The organism is Streptomyces sp. NPDC096048 (genome assembly GCF_044763415.1).
GTDB lineage: Bacteria > Actinomycetota > Actinomycetes > Streptomycetales > Streptomycetaceae > Streptomyces.
Map to the genome: position 1 here is coordinate 210,915 of NZ_JBIWGG010000011.1, position 21,052 is coordinate 231,966.

Consider the following 21,052-nt stretch of genomic DNA (forward strand, 5'->3'; position numbering starts at 1 on the left):
TCATCAACAGTCCCTGACGTCCGGCTACTTGGCAGCGGACTGAGCGGCGGCAAGCGCGTCCTTCGGAGACTTCGAGCCACTGAGGGCGGACTGGACTGCCTTCCACAACTGCTCGGAGATCTTCGGGTACTTGGTGCCCAGATCACCGCTGGTGCGGCCCTTGGCCGCCTTGACCGCGTCCACCCACGGCTCGAGCTCCGGGTCGGCTGCCATCTGCTTGCCCTGCACCTCGGCGGTGGGGGCGACGTAGGAGAGGGTTGTGTCGGTGTCGTACAGGTTCTGCGTGCTGGTCAGACAGGCCGCGAGCTTCTGCGCGGTGGTGTAGCGACCGGCGTCGCCCTGCACCGGGAGGGTGACGAACTCTCCGCCGATCGGGGCCGCGGCGCTGCCGCCGTCGGAGCCCGGTATGGGCAGGACGCCGTAGTCGAATCCCGCCTTCTTGGCGTTGGCGAGCTGCCAGGTGCCGTTCTCGGCGAACGCGTAGTCGCCGGTCGCGAACTCCTGCCAGCTGGTGGTCTGGGTGTTGTTGAGCACGGAGTTGGGGGCGTAGCCCTTGCCCAGCCAGTCCGTCCACAGGGACAGCGCGGAGACGGCCGCGGAGGAGTCGATGTCGGTCAGTTCCGCGCCCGAGCCCCAGAACCACGGCAGGAACTGGAAGCTGCCCTCCTCCGTGCCGATCGCGGAGAAGGTGATGCCCTTCTTGCCCGCCTTCTTGACCTTCGCCAGCGCCGCCGTCATGGTCGGCCAGTCCTTGACCGAGGCGATGTCCACCCCGGCCTCCCGCAGGACCTCCTTGTTGTAGTACAGGGCAAGGGTGTTGGCGCCGATCGGAGTGCCGTAGGTCTTGCCTTTCAGCCGGCCGGCCTCGAGCAGGTTGGGGTCCACGCCCGAGGTGTCGAGCTTGTTCTCGTCAGTGGTCGTGAGGACGCCGGCCTCGGCCAGGGTCGACACCACCGGGTTGTCGACGATGAGGACGTCCGGGGAGTTGTCCTGCTGCGCGGCAAGGAGTGCCTTGTTCGCCAGGTCGCTGGTGTCGAAGCCGGTCCGCTTGATCTGCACATCTGCCTCGGCACCGCAGTCATCAAGGAGCTTGTCCCAGGCCGAGCCTTCGGCGAACTGCGGGTAGGGGTCCCAGACGGTGTACGTGCCGGCGTCGGCTTCCTTCGCCCCGGTGCCTCCCGAACCGCAGGCAGTGGCGCTGAGGGCGACGACCAGGGTGGTCGCGGCCGCGGTCGTCAGACGGCGCTTTCTGGCGGAGCTGTTCATCGCGGGTTCCTTTGTCTTGAGCATGCGGGTGCCGAGGGCGGTGAGCAGGTGGAGAACGCGGGCATGCCGAACGGCGCGGGTGACCGGTTCGGGTGTCCAGTGGTCTGACGCGTAGGGGGCGATCAGGGCGTACGGGGCCCAGTGTCCGCCGGGGGTGTGGCGCCGGCCGGCCCGGTGCTGGCCCGCAGGGACACCGGTGGTACGAGGAGGTGGTGCCGGGGCGGTGCGCCGGGGTTGTCGAGCCGCTCGACCAGGAGGTCGACGGCGAGACGGCCCAGCTCCGCCGCCGGTACGTCCGCAGCGGTGAGCTGCGGGGTCACCGTCTGGGCCCAGCGGCTGGCCACGACGCCGGTGACGGAGAAGTCACGCGGCACATGGCGGCCGGCCTCGACCAGCCCTCGGTAGAGGCCGCCGAGCGCGGCCTCGTTCAGGGTGACCAGGGCCGTGGTGGCCGGATCGTCGTGCAGGATCTGTTCCAGACACGTCTGGCCCGAAGCGGGGTCGTCCCCACAGCAGTACGTCCGGACCGTCAGCCCGCGTTCGGCCGCGGCCTTCGTGAAGCCGTCCAGGCCGCGGTGCGCGGACTCGTACCCGCTCCGCAGCAGGTGCTCGGGGCGGTTGACGAAGGCGACCCGGCGGTGCCCGAGATCCGCCAGATGGTGCACGCACGCCTCCACCAGCGCGGTGTGGTCGAGGCCCGCCCACCAGCCGCCCTCGGGACGCGCGGTACGGCCGATGGCGACGAACGGAAAGTCCACAGCGGCCAGATGGTCCACCCGGTCGTCCTCGAGACGGATCTCCATCAGGATCGCGCCGTCGACCCGCCGCTCCCCCAGCAACCGCTGGAAGGAGCGGTCGCTGTCCACGCCGCTGGGGGACAGCAGTACGTCGTAGTCGCAGGCCGCAGCGGCCTCCACCACACTGCCGATGAAGTCCAGTTGCATGCCCGTGTAGTGGTTCCCGGCCGGCGGGAAGACCAGCCCGAGCGTGCTGGTCCGCCCGTTGGCCAGGGCGCGGGCGCTGGCGCTGGGTTGGTAGCCCAGCTCGTCCACGACCTGCTGGATCCTCCTTCGGGTGTCCTCCGAGACCGGACGCTTGCCGCTCAGCGCGTAGGACACGGTGCTCCGCGAGACACCGGCCCGGCGGGCGATCTCACCGATGTTCACGGCGACTCCTTCGTCGAACCGGTTCGCATGAAGCGAAGTTAGGAATCGCCGGAGCGGCTGTCAATACTCGGGACGCAACTCACCAAACCCCATGAGGGATAAGGACAGTTCCTTGTGTCGGGGGGATTGCTGGCCGCTTTGCCCGGTGCTAGCTTCGCCGAACCGGTTCGATGAAGCGATCCCTCCGCCGAACCGACGGGGCAAGAAGCCCCCTGCGCGATCCACCTCCACCCCGGACCCGAACCCGGAACCCGAACCCGGAATCCGGAGCCTGGAACTGCCTTTCCGCTCCTCGGAGCGCAGCCGACCGAACGGGTTCGGCGTACTCCTCCCCAGGCTCTCCGCACGGAACGGCATGTGGACGAGCTGCCGACCGAGGAGGGCCGACCGGATCCCGGAACCCCTGACTGAAGGATCGAGGACGCAATCCATGCCATCCGCTGACAGATCCGCCCGGCGCCGAAGCTCGGCCGCCGTGGCCCTGGCTCTCGGCGCGGGCCTGCTGGCCACACCCGCCGCGCCGGCGCAGGCGGCCGACGTGCCCCGGCCCGCCGCTCACTACACCTTCGACCAGGACGACCTCGCCTCCGGAAAGATCAGCGACAGTTCCGGCCACGGTCTGACCGCGAGCCTGCTCAACGGATCCGGCGCGCAGTCCGTCACCGGCACCGGCGGAGGCAGGGCGCTGGCTCTGCCGGGCGGGGCGCCCGCCTCCGACGGTACGTACGTCCGCCTTCCTCGCGAAGTGGTCGGCGGAGCGGACGACCTGACGGTGTCCGCCCGCGTGAAGTGGGGCGGCGACACGTCGGCCTGGCAGCGGATCTTCGATCTGGGCAGCAACGACACCAAGTACCTCTTCGTCACCCCGTCCAACAGCAGCGGCCTGATGCAGACCTCGGTGACCACCGGTGGAGGAGGCGCGGAGGCGCAGAACCGCGGGTACGCGATGCTGCCCGCGGACGAGTGGCGGACGGTCACCGTCACCCTCGACTCCACCGCGGGCCGGGTCACCACCTATCTCGACGGTGTGGTGGTCTCCTCCGCCGCGACCAGCATCAAGGCCAGGGAGCTGCTGGGCACTTCGGCCACGACAGCCGGCTACATCGGCAAGTCCTTCTATCCGGACCCCCTGTTCAAGGGGGCCATCGACGACTTCACCGTGTGGCACGCGGCGCTCAGTGCCGAGCAGGTGGCCGGTACGGTCGGAACCCTGCCCACCCTCGAGGAGCTCTCGAAGACGTCCTTCGAGGTCCGTACGACGTCCGGCACCGCTCCCTCCCTCCCCGCCGCCGTCCGCTCCTCCTTCTCCGACGGCTACGACCGCGACACACCGGTCACCTGGGACGACGTACCGGCCGACAAGTACGCCCGGCCGGGAGCGTTCACCGTGGCGGGAACAGCGGCCGGGCGCGCCGTGGAGGCGGCCGTCACGGTGGTCCGCGAGGGGCAGCTCACCGTCGACCTCGGCTCGGACACCGGCGCGTTCCACGGCGGCGCCTCCGGCACCCTCTACGGCGTGTACGGGCCGGACGTCCCCACCAACAACCTCATGGAGGGCATGGGCCTGCGCACGGTCTCCACGAAGGCACAGGACGGCCCGCAGCACCCCGGCGCCGACGCCCTGGAGGTGGTCAAACCGCTGGCCGACGCCACCGACGGTGACGTGTACATCTACATGACCGACATCCACCGCGGCTTCCCGTACCAGTGGCCGGGCGACACCCCCGAGCAGAAGCTCAAGCTCTACCGGGAGAAGATCGTCAAGCAGGTCGACCAGGTTCTGCAGCTGCCGAAGGAGTACCAGGACAACATCGTCTTCGTGCCGTTCAACGAGCCCGAGGGCAACATGTTCGGTACCGGCGAGTGGAGCTACAACAAGGTCAGCTGGCTGAACGACCCGGACGACTACTTCGCCGCCTGGGACGACTTCCACCGGCTCATCAGGAGCAAGATGCCCGAGGCCCGCATCGCGGGTCCCAACACCAGCATCCTCTTCGACCAGGTGAAGGGCTTCCTCACGCACGCCCAGGCCGCCGGTACTCTTCCCGACGTCATCACCTGGCACGAGCTGAGCCACCCGGAGGCGGTGCGCGACAGTGTCGCCAGGTACCGGGGGTGGGAGAAGGACCTCTTCGAGGGCACCGCCGAGGAGGGTACCCAGCTCCCCGTCAACATCAATGAGTACGCGTTCAACTACCACACCTCCGTGCCCGGCCAGATGATCCAGTGGGTGTCCGCGATCGAGGAGTCCAAGGTCGACGCCGACATCGCGTACTGGAACATCGACGGCAATCTCTCCGACTCCGCGGTGCAGTCCAACCGCGGCAACGGCCAGTGGTGGCTGCTCAACTCGTACGCTTCGATGAGCGGGCACACGGTGAAGGTGACCCCGCCGTTCCCGGGCGAGAACTACACCATGCAGGGCGTCGCCACGCTCGACGAGAAGAAGAGGCAGGCCCGGCTGCTCTTCGGCGGGTCCACCGGCAAGGGCCACATCACCTTCGACAACGTACCGGAGAAGCTCTTCGGCGACCGGGTGCACGCCTGGGTGCGGGAGATCGAGTGGAGTGGCCAGCTGGGAGACTCCCCCGGACCGCAGCTGCTCGCGGAGCGGGACGTGCGGGTCGGTGACGACGGCACGGTCGTCGTCGGCTTCGGCGACGGCGGACTGCCGAAGCTGAAGGAGTCCTCGGCGTACGAGATCATCCTCAGCCCGGCCGGGAAGGCCGCCGGCACACAGTCACCGTCCACGCGCTGGAAGTCGTCGTACGAGGCGGAGGACGCCGCCCACACCGGGTCCGGTTACTCGAAGAACGGCCCGGAGGGTTCGCCCCGAGACGTGTCGAAGTTCTACACCTCCGGCGGCTACGACGTGGGGGGCCTGCGCACCGGCTCGGACCTCACGCTCGACTTCACGGTGGACGTGCCCGAGGACGGCACGTACGACCTCAGTGTCTTCGCCAACTCTCTCAACACCTTCGACAAGGTGAAGGAACAGGGCCCCACCAACGTCTTCCTGCGCGTCGACGGCAAGGCGGCCGGCGAGCAGGAGCTGCACCTTCCGCTCGGCTACAAGTGGGTGGTGTGGGACCACACCGACACCAAGGTGAAGCTCACCAAGGGCAAGCACACCCTGACGCTCGCCGCGAAGAGCGCCGACGGCAAGCGCGCCACCCGGGGCGATGCCATCGTCGACCGCCTCCTCCTCTCCCTCCCCGGGACTTCGGCCACCGCCCAGGTGTACGAGGGCGAGCTGGCCTGGCCGGCCGGCGGGGCGCGCACCGTGTACGAGCTGCCGGAGCAGGCCGGGACCCCCGCCACCGGCTCCGGCGCGGTCCGGCTCGGGAAGGGGCAGACCGCCACGTTCTGGGTCCATTCACCCGCCGACCGCGAGGCCACCCTCAAGGTCGACACTCTCCGCGGCGCGAACGCCCGGCTCACCGTCAACGGTCACGATGTCCTGCGCCTGTCCCAGGGCGGGAACAGCGTGGCGGTCTCCCTCTCGGGCGGCGTCAACAAGGTGACGGTAACCGGAGGTTCGTCCAGCACGCTCGTGGACCGGCTCACGGTCACGCCCACCCAGGGCGCGCTTCCGACTCGTACGTACGAGGCGGGCGACGCCGAACTCGCGGGCTCGGCCACGCTCGCCCCGCTCTCCCTGGCCACCGGCGGCTCTGCCGTCACCGGCATCGGCGGCGAGCCCGGCAACGGCAACACCGCGACGTTCACCGTCGGCGCCGACCGGGCCGGCCTGTACGCGCTGCGCGTCCGCTACTCCAACCCCGAACAGTCCGAAGCCACCCACTACAACCCGGACCCGCTCGGCCGCCACGCCGACATCACCGTCAACGGCGAGCAGATACGCCGCGTCGGCTTTCCGCACAGCTTCCACCGCAACAATTTCTGGGAGCTGACCATCCCGGTCCACCTCAAGAAGGGACAGAACACGGTCTCCTTCAGCTCCGAGGAGTTGCCGAACTTCGACGGCACCACCTACGCCTCGGACACCTTCCCCGGCGTACTGCTTCGCTCCCGCTACGCGCCGCTGATCGACCGGATCACGGTCGCGCCGTACGCGCGGAAGGTGCGATGAGGCCGTCACCACCAGCGGCACGGTGACCCGCACGGTGGTCGGGCAGCAGGGGCGCCCTGCCCTCACCCTGTCCGGCAGGGCGCACCCGCTCGACCATCGATGCGCAAGCAGGCGCCCGGGACCGACACAGTCGGCGGTCCCGGGCGCCGGCCTGATCGACGTCATGGGCCACGACCGAGACCCCGTCCGTCAACGACCGCCACCGCGCCACCGAAGGCCGCTCGGCCGGCTTCGCCGTACGTCCCTCACCGCGGTGCGACAGCCACCGAAATCGCCCCGGGATCGCCCCAGTGACCAGAGCAACGCGACCGGCCCAGGGCCCTGAGGCGCTCGTACATCTCCTCGTACTCGTCCGGGGCGTTCTTCTTGAACTTGCGGTGCGGCGGTGTGATCACCCGGCCGCCGGTCTGAGCGCCCAGGCCCTGGTAGTCGGCGTCGGCGAGGATTTCCACCGCGGGCCCGTCTGCCAGGAGCTTGACCAGCCCAAGCTGGCGGGCGTGGGTGATGTCCGCGCAGCTGCCGGGCCTGGTCGGGCTGCAGAAGAGCAGGCGGCCGTCCCCGTCCGTGACGACCATGGTCTTGACCGCGTTCTGCTTGTTCTTGCCGGAGATGAATCTGTCCCGGTCTTTGCGCCCGGCGGCCGGCCGGCGGACCCGGATCTCGGTGCCGTCGATGATCCCGGTCTTCCCGCTGGCGCCCAGATGGTCGATGGCCTCTGCCAAGGTCCGCAACCGCACTCCGGGACTGACGGTGCAGCCGCGCTCGGCCAGCAGGGGCCGCACCTCACCGACGGCGCGGGTGATGGTGGAGCGGTCCACCTCGAACCAGCAGGCCAGCACGTCGTGGGTGACCCCGTGTCGGAGGTGCACGAGGGCAGCCAGGAGCCGGTCGACGAAGACCAGCCGGTGCTTGGCGCCGACACCGATCGCCCGCTTCCGCGACCTGGACGCAAGCCTGTCCTGGTGCCGTTCATGCCACAACGGGTCGAGTTCAAACGCGAGTTCAGCGATCACGTCGGCCGACAGGCCCGTGATCCTCCGGTCGCTGATGATCGCTGTACGAGACGTGATCCTCACCACACGACCATGATCAACGATCAGAAGCTCAACGCCTCACCGCTTACCGTGCACGAGCTCGTCAGGCGAAAGGTGCTGGGAGGCGACCAGCATGGTCAGGCTGGCCGCCTCCCGTGGAAATTCAGGAGATGAACTTCATTACGCTCCAACCGCCGGTCCCGACGACTGCCGGTGGACCGACCTGACCAGTCCGCCGGCCGGGTACGAAGTGGAGTCCGGCTGTGGAGTTGGAGGTCGTGGTCCACAGGTCGGGGATTCCGTCGCTGTTGGAGTCTCCTGTAGCGGTGATCAGCGGGCGAGCGGCGGTTGTCCAGCCGGTGGCGTAGGCGGTGCGGTTGGCCATGGCTCCCAGGGATGCTGGTTCGGTGCCAGCGGTGTCGGGAGTGCCGTCTCCGTCAGCGTCGCCACTGCTGCGACCATGGTAAATCCAGAGTTCTCCGTTGGAGGTGTCCCGGGCGATGAGGTCAGTGAATCCGTCACCGTCGATGTCTCCGGACGAGGTGATCTGCATTCGGGACCAGCCGCCGGTGCCGATCAGGTACCCGGACTGGAGTTTGTTGCCGAACCAACCCGGCAGAAACCAGAGTCGGTCGCCGATGACTGCGACGACGTCGGGATAGCCGTCGTCGCTGATGTCACCAACAGAGACAATCTGCCTGATGCCTGTCGTGTCAGTCGGGACGCCTTCCGGGTCAGCCAATACGGTCAGACGCTGGCGGGTGATATCGGTGAACTCTCCTTGTCCACTGTTGGGGTAGACCCACAATGTGCCATCACCATGGCGGGCGATCAGGTCTTCGTAGGGGTCGTAGGTCCAATCACCGCGGTGTGTCAGAAGCGCGGCGTCCCACTCGCCCTTGTCGGACAACGGCACCTTGGTAGCAACGGCACCGTCCCCGGTACCTCCATAGATGAGCAGATTGCCGGTGTCGTCAATGGCGAGCATGTCGGGCAGCCCATCCCCATTCAGATCGCCGGGCTTGTCGGCGATTTCGGGGCTCTTGACGTAGAAGCGGTAGGGGTAGATCGGACCGGCGTTGCCTCCTGCGTCATAGGCCCGTACATAGAGTGTGTGTGGGCCAGGCGTCAGGGGTGTGATCTTCTGCTTGACCGACCCGCCCTTGGTTGCAGGTTTGACCGAGTTGTTCGGCGGGGTGCGATCGAGCCCCCACCGGTATTCCACGGTGTCGGACACGCCGTTGGCGCCGAACTCGAACTCCCCCTCAGTGCGCGCCAGCGCTCCTTCGATGGCCTCCCCTGCCAGCGACTCGGGGTACAGACTGTCGGCCGAGGCGACCTTCGGTGTCACTGCCGGGGCCACGGGGTCGAAGCCGAAACGGCAGCCGGCCGCACCCACGGTTGGAGTCCAGTCGGAGGCCAGCGATGGGCTGGTGACGTCTTCGGCCTGGGCCTTCCATGAGAACTGACCGTTACTGGCGTCCTTGTATTGGCTGAGAAGGCTCTTTGGCACGGTGATCCGTGCTTGCGCGCCCTTGGTGTTGCTCTTGCTTACGGCGACCTTCACCCGCTTGTCGAAGAGGATGCCGGGCGCCACGTCGCTCTTGCCTGTGGCCCACAGGAGGAACTGGACGTTCACGTCGCCGCCGTCCGGGTCCCACACCTGAGCGGTCAGTGTCACGTCGGTGTTACCGACGGTCACATAGGTCGAGCCGTTGCCGCACGCACTGCTGCTCACCTTGGTGCTGGGGATGGTGTCGAGCGCCCACGGCGCCTTGGGGGGGCGGTTGAACTCGACGATCAGCTTGGCGTCCGGCTTGAACTTCTTCCAGCTGTAGACGTCTTTGTTGTCCTCAGCACTCTGCGGGGCACGGAGGCCAAAGGTGATGTTCGTCCATTCACCGGCTGCCGCCTTGACCGCGGCGTCCATGGCTTTGAAGTCGACGGCCTTGTCGGGACAGCCATAGGACTCGTTACCGTGGGCGTAGTCCCGTTTGTCCTGCCGTGTTGACCAGACGGGTTGGTTGTTCCATGTGGTGGACGAGTTGATGCCGCCGGTGAGGTACAGCTCCACTGGCTTGGCCGTGCAGGACCAGGAGTGGGTCTCGGTGATCTGGAACTGCGCGTCTTCGACCTTCACACCGCCCACGAGGAACTTGGAACTGATACGGAAGAAGGAGCGGGCCGTGCCTTTGGTCGATGACTCGTAGCCGACACGCGCCTCGCTGGTGGTGCCGCCGCTCCAGCCGGTTCCGTTCCAGTAACTGTCGTTCGGGTGTGGCTTGTAGGCGATGGTCCACGCTTCTCGTGTGCCGGTCATTCGCGGGTCGATGTACACGGGGTACGTCGTATCCGGGGCATCCAGCAGCTCTTGGTCGGGGGTCAAGCTGATGCGGCCGTCTGCGACCTGGACATCTACCTGGCTGCTCTTCGTGCCGGAGCCGAGTGGGTCGGCTTCGGCGCCGCTCGTGCCCTCGGCCGCACTCGCGGCAGCTGACTGCCGGGCGGGAGCTGCTGATGACTCGGCGCCGGAGGAGTCCCACATCCGGGCGGTGGAGGATGCGAAGAGTGTCTGACCGGCCGGGTTGACGGCCTTTAGAGATCCCGTACCGGTGTCCTGCCGCAACTCGAGGCCCTCGGTGCGCAGTCCGAAGTCGATCCGTTCGAGTTCAGGGTGGCTGGCGGCTTCGGGGGTTTTGACGATCAGCGCCTGGCTGAAGCCGTCCACGCTGGCCTGAACCGACAGATCCACATCCGGGAAGACGTCGTGGTAGGTCGCGACCGGCCCGTCCAGTGCCGGTTTCGGCAGCGGTTCCGGCCAGGCCAGCGAGAGCGTGCGGCCCTGGTCGACAAGCGTCACCAGGCGGTTGTCGCCGCCGGCGGAGAAGGACACGTTGCCGGCGGCTGCTTTGGGGACCACGCGGTCGGCGACCTCGGCGAGCGTGGTGTCCACCGGAGTCCACGTGCCGTCCCGCTTCACACGGACGGGCAGGGTGTGCTGGGTGTGGCGAAGGTTGCCATTGGGCAGGGCGTGCGTCTCGCTGGTCTCGGTGCGGGCGGTCTCGATCTCGACGGGTTCACCCGTACTGGCCGCTTGCTGAAGCGCACCTTCCTCGGCATCCGTCACGCTCGTCGCGGCGTCCGCTGCCGGGGCCGCTGACGCGGCCAGTGGTGTCACACCGAGCGTCGCGGCGGCGAGCGACGCCGCCAGCGCGCACCGCAGGAAGCTCCCGCCGCGGCGTCTTCTTCGTGGTATGTCACGCATGCGTAAATCCCCCCGGATCGTCGCTATACAAGCCTTTGTTGAGGTGGGTGGTATCGCCCGAACAGTACATGACCTTGGAAATGTCTTTTCCAGACATGCACAGCCCCGAGGTTGTCTGATTGCCTTCCCTTTGCTTGCCGACATGATCGACTCAATCTAATGTCTGATCGTTATCGCTCGGCCACGCTCAGATGCCGGCCGGACCAGGGTGAGGGGGGAGGTCCCTGGTGGACCAACTCATAAGACAATTGCGCCATGTGGCGCACTGGCACAGATCCGTGTCCATATTCGTCGGTCTCGTACTGTTCATCGGTTTGATACCCGACGATGCGAGCGCCGCCGACGGCAGCACCCGGATCTCCGATGTGAAGCGCGACCCGTCGGTCCCCGGCCGCGACTTCACCAAGAAGCGTCCCGGGGCCCGTGATGAGGCCGCTGGCAACTGGCGACCTACGGCAGCGAAAGTCTCCTCCCATACGTTCACCACGCTGGTGACCGACGCAGACGGCAAGCAGCCGAAGCCGACCCCGCTTCTCTCAGGTGGCGACGCGCTCCGCGACACGGGGGCAGCAGTCCGGGCACCGCTGGTCAAGGTGAAGCCAGTTGGCGCCGACAAGGGCCGGAAGGGGCTGGCCCCCGAAGCTGGCGCCCCTCAGCGACCGTCCGCAGTCTCTGGCAGTGCCGTTGAGGTAGAAGTCAAGGAGCTGTCCGAGGCCCGCAAGGTGGGCCTCCAGGGCGTGCTGCTCACCGCCACGCCCACCGCCACGGCCCTCGCCCCGGCCGCCGCCGGCTCGGTCGAGCTGGAACTCGACTACTCCTCCTTCAAGGACACCTACGGAGGCGACTGGGCCTCCCGGCTCCGTCTGGTCCAGCTCCCTGCGTGTGCGCTCACGTCGCCTACCAAGGCGGCCTGCCGTGCTGCCACGGAACTGCCTGGAGCAAATGACCCTGCCGCTAAGACGGTGAGCGCCACCGTCGATCTCGCATCGGCCGACGCACCGACCGTGCTGGCGGCGACCGCTGCTGCCTCCGGCCCTGGTGGCAGTCACGAGGCCACTTCCCTTTCACCGTCGGGTTCGTGGATGGCCGGATCCTCCTCCGGCGGCTTCTCCTGGACGTATCCGGTCGAGACGCCCGAGGTGCCCGGCGGGCCGCAGCCGGAGATCGCGCTGTCCTACTCCTCCCAGTCCGTGGACGGCCGCACCGCCTCCACCAACGCACAGTCCTCCTGGATCGCCGAGGGCTGGGACTACGACCCCGGCTTCATCGAGCGTCGTTTCCGCTCCTGCTCTGACGACAAGGCCGCGGTCGACGGCAAGAAGCCCAACAACACCGCCGACAGCGGCGATCTGTGCTGGGGCTCCGACCACGTGGTGATGTCCCTAGGCGGGAACACAACCGAACTCGTCAAGAAGGACGGCACCGACGAGTGGCGCCCCGCCGACGACGACGGCTCGCGCCTGCAGCGCAAGACGGGTGCGGAGAACGGTGGCAAGGACGGCGAGTACTGGGTTCTGACCACGACCGACGGCACGCAGTACCACTTCGGCCTGAACAAGCTGCCCGGGGCCCCCACCGGCACGGTCACCAACTCCGCTCTCACCGTGCCCGTTTTCGGCAACCACCCCGGTGAACCGTGCCACGCCACAGCGTTCATGGACTCCGACTGCGCCCAGGTCTACCGCTGGAACCTGGACTACGTCGTCGATCCCCTGGGCGATGCCATGACCCTGTGGTGGGCCAGGGAGACCAACTACTACGGCCAGAACATGAAGGCCGACCAGCAGGCGTCCTACGTTCGTGCCGCCCAGCTCTCGCGCATCGACTACGGACTGCGCGCCGACAAACTGTTCGGTGTCCAGCCCGCCGGGCGGGCGGCGTTCACCACCGCCGAGCGCTGCGTTCCGAACGCGACGTTCGACTGCGCCGCGTCCAAGCGGACTACGGCCAATGCCAAGTACTGGCCGGACGTGCCGCTGGACCAGGCATGTGCGTCCGGTGCCAAATGCACAGACAAGTACTCACCGACGTTCTGGACAACCAAGCGCCTCACGAAGATCAGCACCAGCGTGCTGTCAGGCACAGCCCTGAAGCCGGTCGACACCTTCACACTGGTTCACTCGTTCCCGTCCACTGGCGACGGAACATCACCTGCCCTGTGGCTGAACTCCATCACCCGCAGCGGACACGGAGCCGGCAGCACCGCCGACATGCCGAAGGTCACCTTCCTCGGCACCCAGATGGACAACCGGGTCGACGGCGTCGAAGGGCTGCCGCCCTTCTCCCGCTACCGCGTCTACGCCGTCGACACCGAAACCGGCGGCCGCATCGCGGTGACCTACTCACCCCGCGAGTGCCAGGCCCTGGAACCCAGGAAGATGCCGGCCTCGCCCGAGTCCAACACCATGCGCTGCTACCCGCAGTACTGGACACCCAAGGGCGCGCTGCAGCCGGTCAAGGACTGGTTCCACAAGTACGTCGTCACCGAGGTCCGTGAACAGGACCTCGTCACCGACAGCCCCACCAAGGTCACCTCCTACGACTACGCGGGCAGCCCCGCCTGGGCCTATAACGACAGCGAGTTCACCGAGAACAAGCACCGCACCTGGTCCCAGTACCGCGGCTACGAGCGGGTCCTGACGCGGCTCGGTTCCGGCGACGACGTCAAGCAGCTCACCGAGCACCGCTACTTCCGTGGCCTGCACGGCGACAAGCTCCCCTCCGGCACCCGCACCTCCGCAGTCCGGGACAGCCAGGGAACCAGCCATCCGGACCTTCCGCAGTACCAGGGGCAGATGCTGGAACAGATCACCTACGCATCCGACGGCGGCCCCATCGACTCGGCCACCGTGACCACCCCCTGGTCCGTGAAGACCGCCACCCGCACACGGGACGGCACCACCCCGCTCGAAGCGTGGATGACCCGGCCCGAGAAGGTCGCCACCCGCGAACGGGTCAAGGGCGAAACCTGGCGCACCTCGACAGAGACGACGAAGTACGACAGCTACGGCCTGCCGTACCAGGTCGAGGAAAGGACACTGGGCGGAAAGCTCCGCTGCTCCACGGTCAGCTACGTCCGCAACACGGGCGCGTACCTGATCGAGTCGGAGTCCCGCCAGAAGACGACCCTCGGTGCCTGTGGAACCACGGGCGGAGAGGTCGTCGAAGACACACGCACCCTTTATGACGGCCAGGCGTTCGGCGTGGCGCCCACCAAGGGTCTGCCCACACAGGTGCAGGAGATGAACGCCACCGGCGACGGTTACATCACCATCGACCGCACCGAGTACGACATCCACGGCCGCGAGACCGCGACCTGGGACGCGGACAACCGCAAGACCTCCGTGTCGTACACGCCGGCAACCATCGCGCGACCGGTGCAGCAGGTCTCCACCGACCCACTCGGGCACACCGAGACGACGCAGTTCGACGACGTGCGCGGCATGCCGCTGACCGAGACAGACGCCAACGGCAAGAAAGCCGTGATGGAGTACGACCCGCTGGGTCGTCTTCTGAGAGTCTGGGGAACCGACCGCAACGCGGCGACACAGACACCGTCCGCCACCTATGACTACACCGTGCGGCGCGACGGCCCCACGATCGTCACCACCCGCACCCTGAAGGACAACGGCCAGTACGCCGTGTCCTACGAGATCCTCGACGGCCTGCTGCGCGAGCGGCAAACGCAGGACGAGGCGGTCGGCGACGGCCGGATCGTCAACGACACCTTCCACGACACCGCCGGCCGCAAATGGAAGGAGAACGACGGCTACTACAACGACTCCGAACCCGAGCCGAAACTCCTCCAGGTCGGCGACCATGACGTCCCCTCCCAGAACCGCATCCTCTTCGACGGCCTGGGTCAGCCCACCACCGAGATCACCTACTACCGCGGCACCGAGAAGCTGCGCACCACCACCCAACGCGACGGCGACGTCACCACCTCGATCCCACCCAAGGGCGACACGGTCACCGCGACCTTCGAGGACGCCGAAGGCCGCGTCGAGCGGCAGCGTGAGTACACGAACACGGAACGCACCAAGTGGCGTGACACCGTCTACGAGTACGACGACCTCGACAATCTGGTGAAGGTCACCGCGCCCGGCGGCGCCGCGACCTCCTTCGAGTACGACAAGCGCGGCCGTCAGACAGCCGTCGTCGACCCCGACGGCGGCCGGACGGAGATGACCTACGACAACGCCGACAACGTCGTAGCCACCACCGACCCGCTCAAGCGGACCCTGGTTACCACCTACGACGCCGGCGGCCGCCCGACATCGCTCCGGGAGACCAGCGCGACCGGTCCCAAGCGCATCGAGTGGACCTACGACACCGTCGCCAAGGGCCTGCCCACCGCAGCCATCCGCTACGACAACGGCCGCGAGTACCGCGAGGAGGTCACGGAGTACGACAACGCGTATCGCGTCAAGTCCAGCCGGACGGTCATCCCCACCGAGGAGACCGGCCTGGCAGGTACCTACACGTACAAGTACGCCTACACCCCGACCGGAAACCTCGACTACGTCCAGGTACCGGGCGTGGGCGGCCTGGTCAACGAGACGGTCGTCTTCGTCTACAACTCCGACGACCTGCCCATCGCCATCGGCGGCTCGGCCCCGTACCTGACCAACGTGCAGTACTCGGCCTTCGGCGAGATCCTCCGCACCGATGCCGGACCTGCCGGCAAGAAGGTGTACGGCTCGTACATCTACGACGAGTTCACCCGCCGGCTCCAGACAGCCACCTTCGACCGTTCGGTAGCACCAGTCCGGATCAGCGAAACCAAGTACGGCTACGACGAAGCCGGCAACATCACCAAGATCTCCGACACCCCCGGCGGCGCGACACCCGACTCGGGCAAGACCGACACCCAGTGCTTCGTCTACGACCAACTGCGGCAGATGACCTCCGCCTGGTCGGCGAAGACAGACGACTGCACGGCCACACCCTCCAAGGACACCGTCGGCGGCCCGGAAGCCTACTGGCAGTCGTACGAATTCGACGCTGCGGGCAACCGCACCAAGCTCGTCGAACACGACACCACCGGCGACACGGCCAAGAACGTCACCCGCACCTACACCTACGGCAAGACAGGCGTCGGCGGCCCCAACGCACTGGCCGAGATCAAGTCGGTCGGCCCGCAGGGCGAACGCCTCAACACCTTCGCCTACGACAAGGCCGGCAACACCACCCAGCGCCAGCACGGCGGCACCACCCAGACCCTGGAGTGGGACGTCGAAGGCGAACTGCGCAAGGTCACCGAACCCCTAGAAGGCGGCGGTACCAAGGCCACGTCGTACCTGTACGGCGCGGACGGCGAACGCCTCATCCGCACCGCAGCCGACGGCAGCCGCACCCTGTACCTGGGCGATGCGGAACTCACCGTCAGCGCCGACAACATGACGAAGACGGCAGAGCGCTTCTACGCCCACCCTGACGGCATGACAACCGTCCGGGCGACCGGCGGCGTGCGCCAGCTCATGATCTCCGATCACCACGGCACGTCCCACACAGTCGTGGACATGGCCGACCCGGCCATGGGCGTCACACGACGCAAGTCGATGCCGTTCGGCGAGGAACGAGGACAGCAGCCCGCCTCCTGGCCCGGACAGCGGGGCTTCGTCGGCGGCACCGTCGACCAGGACACAGGGCTGACCCGCCTCGGAGCCCGTGACTACGACCCCGTGACAGGCCGGTTCATCTCCGTCGACCCCATGGTCGACTACGGCAACCCCGCCACGATGAACCCCTACGCCTACAGCAACAACGCACCGGCCACCTTCTCCGACCCCTCGGGCGAGTTCTTCCCGATCGTCATCGGCATCGCGGTCCGGATCGCGGCCCAGGCCGCCATCCGCGCGGCAGCCCGCCGCGCGGCGATCATCGCCGCCCGCAAGGCAGCCCAGGCCGCCGCCCGCCGCGCCGCCGCACTGGCCCGCAAGCGTGCCATCGAGGCCGCCAAGCGAGCCGCAGCCAAGGCCCGCCGAGAAGCCGCACGCAAGGCAGCAGCCGCCAAGCGAGCCGCAGCCAAGCGAGCCGCGGCACAGGCCGCGGCCAAGCGAGCAGCCGCCCGCAGAGCGGCAGCTCAGGCCAGGGCTCGAGCTGCCCGAGCCGCCGCGAAGAAGGCAGCCGCCCGACGAGCGGCAGCCCGCAAGGCGGCCGCACGTCCCAAGCCCCGCTCCAAGCCCCGCTCTCAGCCGAAGCCGCGCCCCAAGCCGTCCCAGGTGAAACGGGCAGCGAAGAACACGGCAAAGGAAGCACGCAACGAGGTCAAGGAAACCGCCCAGGAAGAAGCACAGAACGCAGTCTGCGAGACCAACAGCTTCGCGCCCGGCACGAAGGTCTTGATGGCCGACGGCTCCACCAAGCCCATCGAAAAGGTCAAGACCGGTGACAAGGTCATAGCCACCGACCCGAAGACCGGCCGCACCTCCGTTCAGACCGCCACAGCGACGATCGTTGGCAAGGGCACCAAGCACTTGGTCAGGGTGACCCTGTCCCTGCACGATGGATCCGACCGACATGGCACGAAGACCACTACGGTCACCGCAACCGCGGGCCACCCCTTCTGGGTTCCATCACTACGGGAGTGGATCGACGCCGGCGAGTTGAAGCCGGGCCAGTGGCTTCAGACGTCCACTGGCACGTGGGTGCAGGTCTCAGCCGTCGAGGCATGGACAGCCACGAAGGCTACGGTCCACAACCTCACCGTCACCGACGAGCACACGTACTATGTGCTCGCAGGCACAACTCCTGTCCTCGTCCACAATTGCGACGGTGAAGTTCACTGGGTTCAGGAGAACGCCCACATGAGCCCGCAGGCGCAGGCTTATGACAGCGGTGCCACGGGATCACGGGCCGGCCTTGCACCAGCCTTGCAGTACTACAAGCCCACGGGCAGCAAGCTGGCTCAGGTCAAGTTCGATGGCTTCGATGCTACGAACGGTGTACTGATCGACAGAAAGCTCGCCGTGACGCATCGCAACAAGACATACCGACAAGCCCTGAACCAGTCCCAGGCGCTGGAGCAAAACGGTTATTCGGGCAGGTGGGAAGTGCCCAACGCGACTGAAGCCCGGCGGGCCCGCAAGCTACTCGGCGGCCTTCTGATCACCAACATCAGAGTAAGGATTGTCCCTTAATGGAACTCACACACGTTTTGGTTCGGGCCTTCTCAAGCCTGGCCGTGTCCATCGACCTGGCCGATGATGACGACATCGATCCGGACGTCGCTTCGGACATCGTTGAACCGGTCGCCGCGCTGTTCAGGGACCTCTCCGAGCATGACCGCCGGGCGCTGGCCGCGATCATCGTCGAGGTCTCCGAACTGGAGAGCGATCCGGCTCGAAAGAGGTCGATGCTGGAGCTGCCGGAAGAGATCGGCCTACTCGAAGAAGAGTGACCCTGCGCGGCCCGCTCGGGCCCTGAGCTCGCAGCAAAATTTCCGCATGTCAGCAATTGACCAGCCTCGTCCACTGCCTGTGGGTGAGGCTGGTCTCTTTCCCGGTTCGCATCAAATCGAGTCACGGCTGACCTCTGACAGGAGTTCTAAAGGGTGGCTGGCGTGCTTGTCGGTGACAGGTACGTAGTAGGGGTTCGTTGAAAGGGGAGGCCGTCATGCTCGAGGAACGAATCCAGGATCTGTGGGCTCAAGCCGAACGACTCGGCAGACCCGTTGTAGCTCACCGGAAACCTGGAGTGTCGATCGACACCCTCGAGCAATACTTCGGCAGGAGCGTGCCGCCGGAGGTGGCGCTATGGTTCGGGTGGTGCAATGGAGTGGCGTACCACCCGAACCAAACACAGGATGATGCGGCATTGGTTCCGGGTTACGAACCACTAGCGGTCGAGGAAGCAGCCTCCCTTCAGGACGAACACCCAGCTGATCACATTCTTGGGGCGAGATGGTTCCCTATCCTCGGAACCGGCGGAGGTGACTTCTACGCCGTCATCGACGATACGGAATCCAGCCGCCGCGCTGTAGCTAGCGTAACGATTGGAGAGCCCACTAGGATCGCAGCTAACAGCCTGGAGGATTTGCTGGACGTCTTCATTGATTGCTTTCTTTCCGGCATCTTCCATAACGATAGCGACGGCTTCTTCCAGGCAGACGATGAGCGCTGGATTGAGCTTGAGGAGCGAGCGGTAAGCAACCGCAGACGAATGTGAGCGATGGAAATTGTGGCGCAGTCGGTTGGTTTCGAAGTCGACGAAGAAGATGAGGTCCGTGAGGCTGGCTTTTCGGAGGGGGCCGACGAGCCAGGTTTCACACTACTGATTCAGCGATCGGACTATGAGCCTGACGAACAGGACATCTCTCTCGGATTCGACACATATTGCCTCGTCAGCGGCGGAAGAAGTCATTACGGCGGACTCCGGCGCGTGGAACGGGATGCCGAGATGATCCGATTTCTTTTCTCCTCGCAGGCAGCTGCTGTGCTTGGAATCTCTGAGAGCCTTACCGTTCGCTTCGAGGCCCCCACTCAGAGCGTGGAAGCTTATTCGAGCGGTCTGCCAGGAATTCTGGACTGGGGTCGAGAAACGGAACGTCCTATCCTGGTGGGCTTTTAGCACCCGATCCATAACGAGCTGCCCGCCGTCTCGAACGACGGGCAGCTCGTTTCAGGTTATACACAGCGATTAGAGAATTACCTCTCACTGCGCAGCTGCAGCATGCATGACTGTTGGACTCGCCAGCCCTGCACTCAATCCCACTGGCCGTACGAGAAAATTACGCTTTCCGCGCCGCGCTCAAAATCCAGCCTGGAAGGGACCCCAAAGGGTGCTTTTTTGAGACTACAATATGCAGCCTCTACGGGAAAGCTTTGCGAATATTCCGACCGCTCAACGGCTGGACCTAGCGATGAAGGTCATGGACTGGACCATTCAAGTGATCGGTCCCATTGAGGTGGAGGCCGTACGCAGCTACATCAATGTAGGCATGGAGGCGGCACGCAGCGCTGTTCGCTCCGGCCAGGAGACGACCCCGTTGCCCGAGGAAACACTCGACGCATGCACCGAGATCGACGATCAAGCGTACGAGCCTGGCACCTCTCACGTGCTGTCTGCCCTTTTGGCATGTGCTGATGCTCCAGGTGGACTCACGGGAGAAGTTCCCTACGACGTGCTGTCCTACTGCTACGAGGGGGTCCTCGAAAGAGAGGATCTGCCACTCGTGAGCCCTGAAGAAGAACACCGAAATGCTCGATGCATTGAAGCGATCGATTTCCAGCAGCGCTGTATCGCACAAGCTCAACCTGCATGAGCTGAACGGCTCCGGTGGAGGCACGCCAGAAGGCGTGCCTCCACCGAACTTTAGGTCGAAAGCCAGCCGAGGTGTCTGGTTCGCGGTGCGGGTCAGTCATCCCACTCTCGACGCCACTTCCCACCGACCGGAACCAGTACGCGGTCTCTCCACTGAATGAACAGATCTCAGGAAGGCGGAAAACACGGAGCCAGCACCGCTTTCCAGACTCTCCCCACCGCACGACGTCAAACGTCAGGAAACGGGGAACCAGACTGCCAGGCGCTTGGCGATGACCGGTACGTCGACGTTGTCCTGCGCGACATCCTCGACGAACGGGCCGGCCACGGAAACGGGCGGCGGGACGGTACTCGCGCTCACGCCGTTGAACCGCAGGAAGACACGCATGGCGAGCCAGGCGGTGCGCATGTTGCCGTCGATCAGCGCGTGATTGCGGGCAACGGAGTGCAGCAGCGCTGCGGCCTTCTCGTGCAGCGTGGGATACAACTCGGCCCCGAACACGTTCGTCCGGGGCCGTTCGATCGCCGACACCAGAAGGCCCATGTCGCGCACGCTGTGCTCGGTACCGTTGATCGTGCGGGCGATGGCCAGGATCTCGTCGATCTGGACGTAGCGCACGTTCGTCACTTCAGGTAGTCCAGAATTTCCGCATCGCTGCCCATCAGCTCGGCCAGAACGTCATCGACCTTCAGCTCGGCCCGGTTCTGCGCCTCACGGATGGCCTCGATGGCAAGTTCCTGCTTGCTGCGACCCTCCCGACGAGCCCGCTCGGTGAGCTTCGCGTCCAGGTCGTCAGGGAGTCGGAGTGTCATCGCCATACGGCCATGATACCTGGCCGGTATCATGGCTGGCGCGTTCGAGCCGCGCCCCCTGAAAACGTGAGGTCCAAGGCACCTGATGAGGAGGTGCGGCAGAGACTTCCGCTGCGAGCGTCATCCGAGCGTCAAGGATCTCCGGGCGCCC

The 21,052-nt window shown here is 66.3% G+C and carries 12 protein-coding genes; 6 read left to right on the forward strand and 6 right to left on the reverse strand.

The features are described 5' to 3' along the window. Positions 1–24: 24 nt before the first annotated feature. Together ACIQ6R_RS29300 and ACIQ6R_RS29305 are read right to left on the reverse strand one after the other, a co-directional pair. On the reverse strand, positions 25–1,266 hold the full coding sequence (locus ACIQ6R_RS29300) for an extracellular solute-binding protein (RefSeq protein WP_404224564.1): 1,242 nt from the start codon (positions 1,264–1,266) through the stop codon (positions 25–27). Between the two features lie 122 nt (positions 1,267–1,388). Further along, on the reverse strand, positions 1,389–2,432 hold the full coding sequence (locus tag ACIQ6R_RS29305) for a LacI family DNA-binding transcriptional regulator (RefSeq protein WP_404224566.1): 1,044 nt from the start codon (positions 2,430–2,432) through the stop codon (positions 1,389–1,391). 430 nt (positions 2,433–2,862) lie between these two features. Between ACIQ6R_RS29305 and ACIQ6R_RS29310 the strand changes: the two genes are divergently transcribed. After that, the gene (locus ACIQ6R_RS29310; protein ID WP_404224567.1) at positions 2,863–6,525 is read left to right on the forward strand and encodes a LamG-like jellyroll fold domain-containing protein; all 3,663 of its coding nucleotides are present in this window, start codon (positions 2,863–2,865) and stop codon (positions 6,523–6,525) included. 245 nt (positions 6,526–6,770) lie between these two features. Here the strand turns inward: ACIQ6R_RS29310 and ACIQ6R_RS29315 are convergent, their stop codons facing one another. Continuing rightward, positions 6,771–7,601, reverse strand: a complete 831-nt coding sequence (locus ACIQ6R_RS29315; protein WP_404224569.1) for a transposase family protein — start codon at positions 7,599–7,601, stop codon at positions 6,771–6,773. 121 nt (positions 7,602–7,722) lie between these two features. After that, the gene (locus ACIQ6R_RS29320) at positions 7,723–10,824 is read right to left on the reverse strand and encodes an FG-GAP-like repeat-containing protein (RefSeq protein ID WP_404224570.1); all 3,102 of its coding nucleotides are present in this window, start codon (positions 10,822–10,824) and stop codon (positions 7,723–7,725) included. Positions 10,825–11,315: 491 nt separating this feature from the next. Between ACIQ6R_RS29320 and ACIQ6R_RS29325 the strand changes: the two genes are divergently transcribed. The 5 genes from ACIQ6R_RS29325 (at position 11,316) to ACIQ6R_RS29345 (ending at position 20,089) form a co-directional block, all read left to right on the forward strand. Further along, a complete protein-coding gene (locus ACIQ6R_RS29325; protein WP_404224572.1) occupies positions 11,316–17,966 on the forward strand; it encodes a polymorphic toxin-type HINT domain-containing protein in 6,651 nt (2,216 codons plus the stop codon). After that, a complete protein-coding gene (locus ACIQ6R_RS29330; RefSeq protein WP_403871041.1) occupies positions 17,966–18,226 on the forward strand; it encodes a hypothetical protein in 261 nt (86 codons plus the stop codon). Before ACIQ6R_RS29325 ends, ACIQ6R_RS29330 begins: the two co-directional genes overlap by 1 nt. Positions 18,227–18,441: 215 nt before the next feature. Continuing rightward, a complete protein-coding gene (locus ACIQ6R_RS29335; RefSeq protein WP_404224573.1) occupies positions 18,442–18,993 on the forward strand; it encodes a hypothetical protein in 552 nt (183 codons plus the stop codon). Between the two features lie 3 nt (positions 18,994–18,996). Continuing rightward, positions 18,997–19,395, forward strand: coding sequence for an Imm10 family immunity protein (locus ACIQ6R_RS29340; RefSeq protein WP_404224574.1), 399 nt, complete (start codon positions 18,997–18,999; stop codon positions 19,393–19,395). Positions 19,396–19,687: 292 nt separating this feature from the next. Next, a complete protein-coding gene (locus ACIQ6R_RS29345; RefSeq protein WP_404224575.1) occupies positions 19,688–20,089 on the forward strand; it encodes a hypothetical protein in 402 nt (133 codons plus the stop codon). A 234-nt stretch (positions 20,090–20,323) separates the two neighbouring features. Here ACIQ6R_RS29345 and ACIQ6R_RS29350 read toward each other — a convergent pair whose 3' ends face one another. Beyond that, on the reverse strand, positions 20,324–20,716 hold the full coding sequence (locus ACIQ6R_RS29350; RefSeq protein WP_404224576.1) for a type II toxin-antitoxin system death-on-curing family toxin: 393 nt from the start codon (positions 20,714–20,716) through the stop codon (positions 20,324–20,326). Continuing rightward, complete coding sequence (locus ACIQ6R_RS29355) at positions 20,713–20,907, reverse strand: ribbon-helix-helix protein, CopG family (RefSeq protein WP_404224577.1); 195 nt, start codon at positions 20,905–20,907, stop codon at positions 20,713–20,715. The genes ACIQ6R_RS29350 and ACIQ6R_RS29355 overlap by 4 nt, the downstream gene beginning before the upstream one ends. Positions 20,908–21,052: the final 145 nt, after the last annotated feature.

What these genes read in the sequence shown, in the direction of transcription:
- ACIQ6R_RS29345 (WP_404224575.1), top strand. Translation starts at nt 19,688, where the DNA reads ATGAAGGTCATGGACTGGACCATTCAAGTGATCGGTCCCATTGAGGTG.
- ACIQ6R_RS29340 (WP_404224574.1), top strand. Translation starts at nt 18,997, where the DNA reads ATGGAAATTGTGGCGCAGTCGGTTGGTTTCGAAGTCGACGAAGAAGAT.
- ACIQ6R_RS29320 (WP_404224570.1), bottom strand. Translation starts at nt 10,824, where the DNA reads ATGCGTGACATACCACGAAGAAGACGCCGCGGCGGGAGCTTCCTGCGG.
- ACIQ6R_RS29335 (WP_404224573.1), top strand. Translation starts at nt 18,442, where the DNA reads ATGCTCGAGGAACGAATCCAGGATCTGTGGGCTCAAGCCGAACGACTC.
- ACIQ6R_RS29300 (WP_404224564.1), bottom strand. Translation starts at nt 1,266, where the DNA reads ATGAACAGCTCCGCCAGAAAGCGCCGTCTGACGACCGCGGCCGCGACC.
- ACIQ6R_RS29355 (WP_404224577.1), bottom strand. Translation starts at nt 20,907, where the DNA reads ATGGCGATGACACTCCGACTCCCTGACGACCTGGACGCGAAGCTCACC.
- ACIQ6R_RS29310 (WP_404224567.1), top strand. Translation starts at nt 2,863, where the DNA reads ATGCCATCCGCTGACAGATCCGCCCGGCGCCGAAGCTCGGCCGCCGTG.
- ACIQ6R_RS29330 (WP_403871041.1), top strand. Translation starts at nt 17,966, where the DNA reads ATGGAACTCACACACGTTTTGGTTCGGGCCTTCTCAAGCCTGGCCGTG.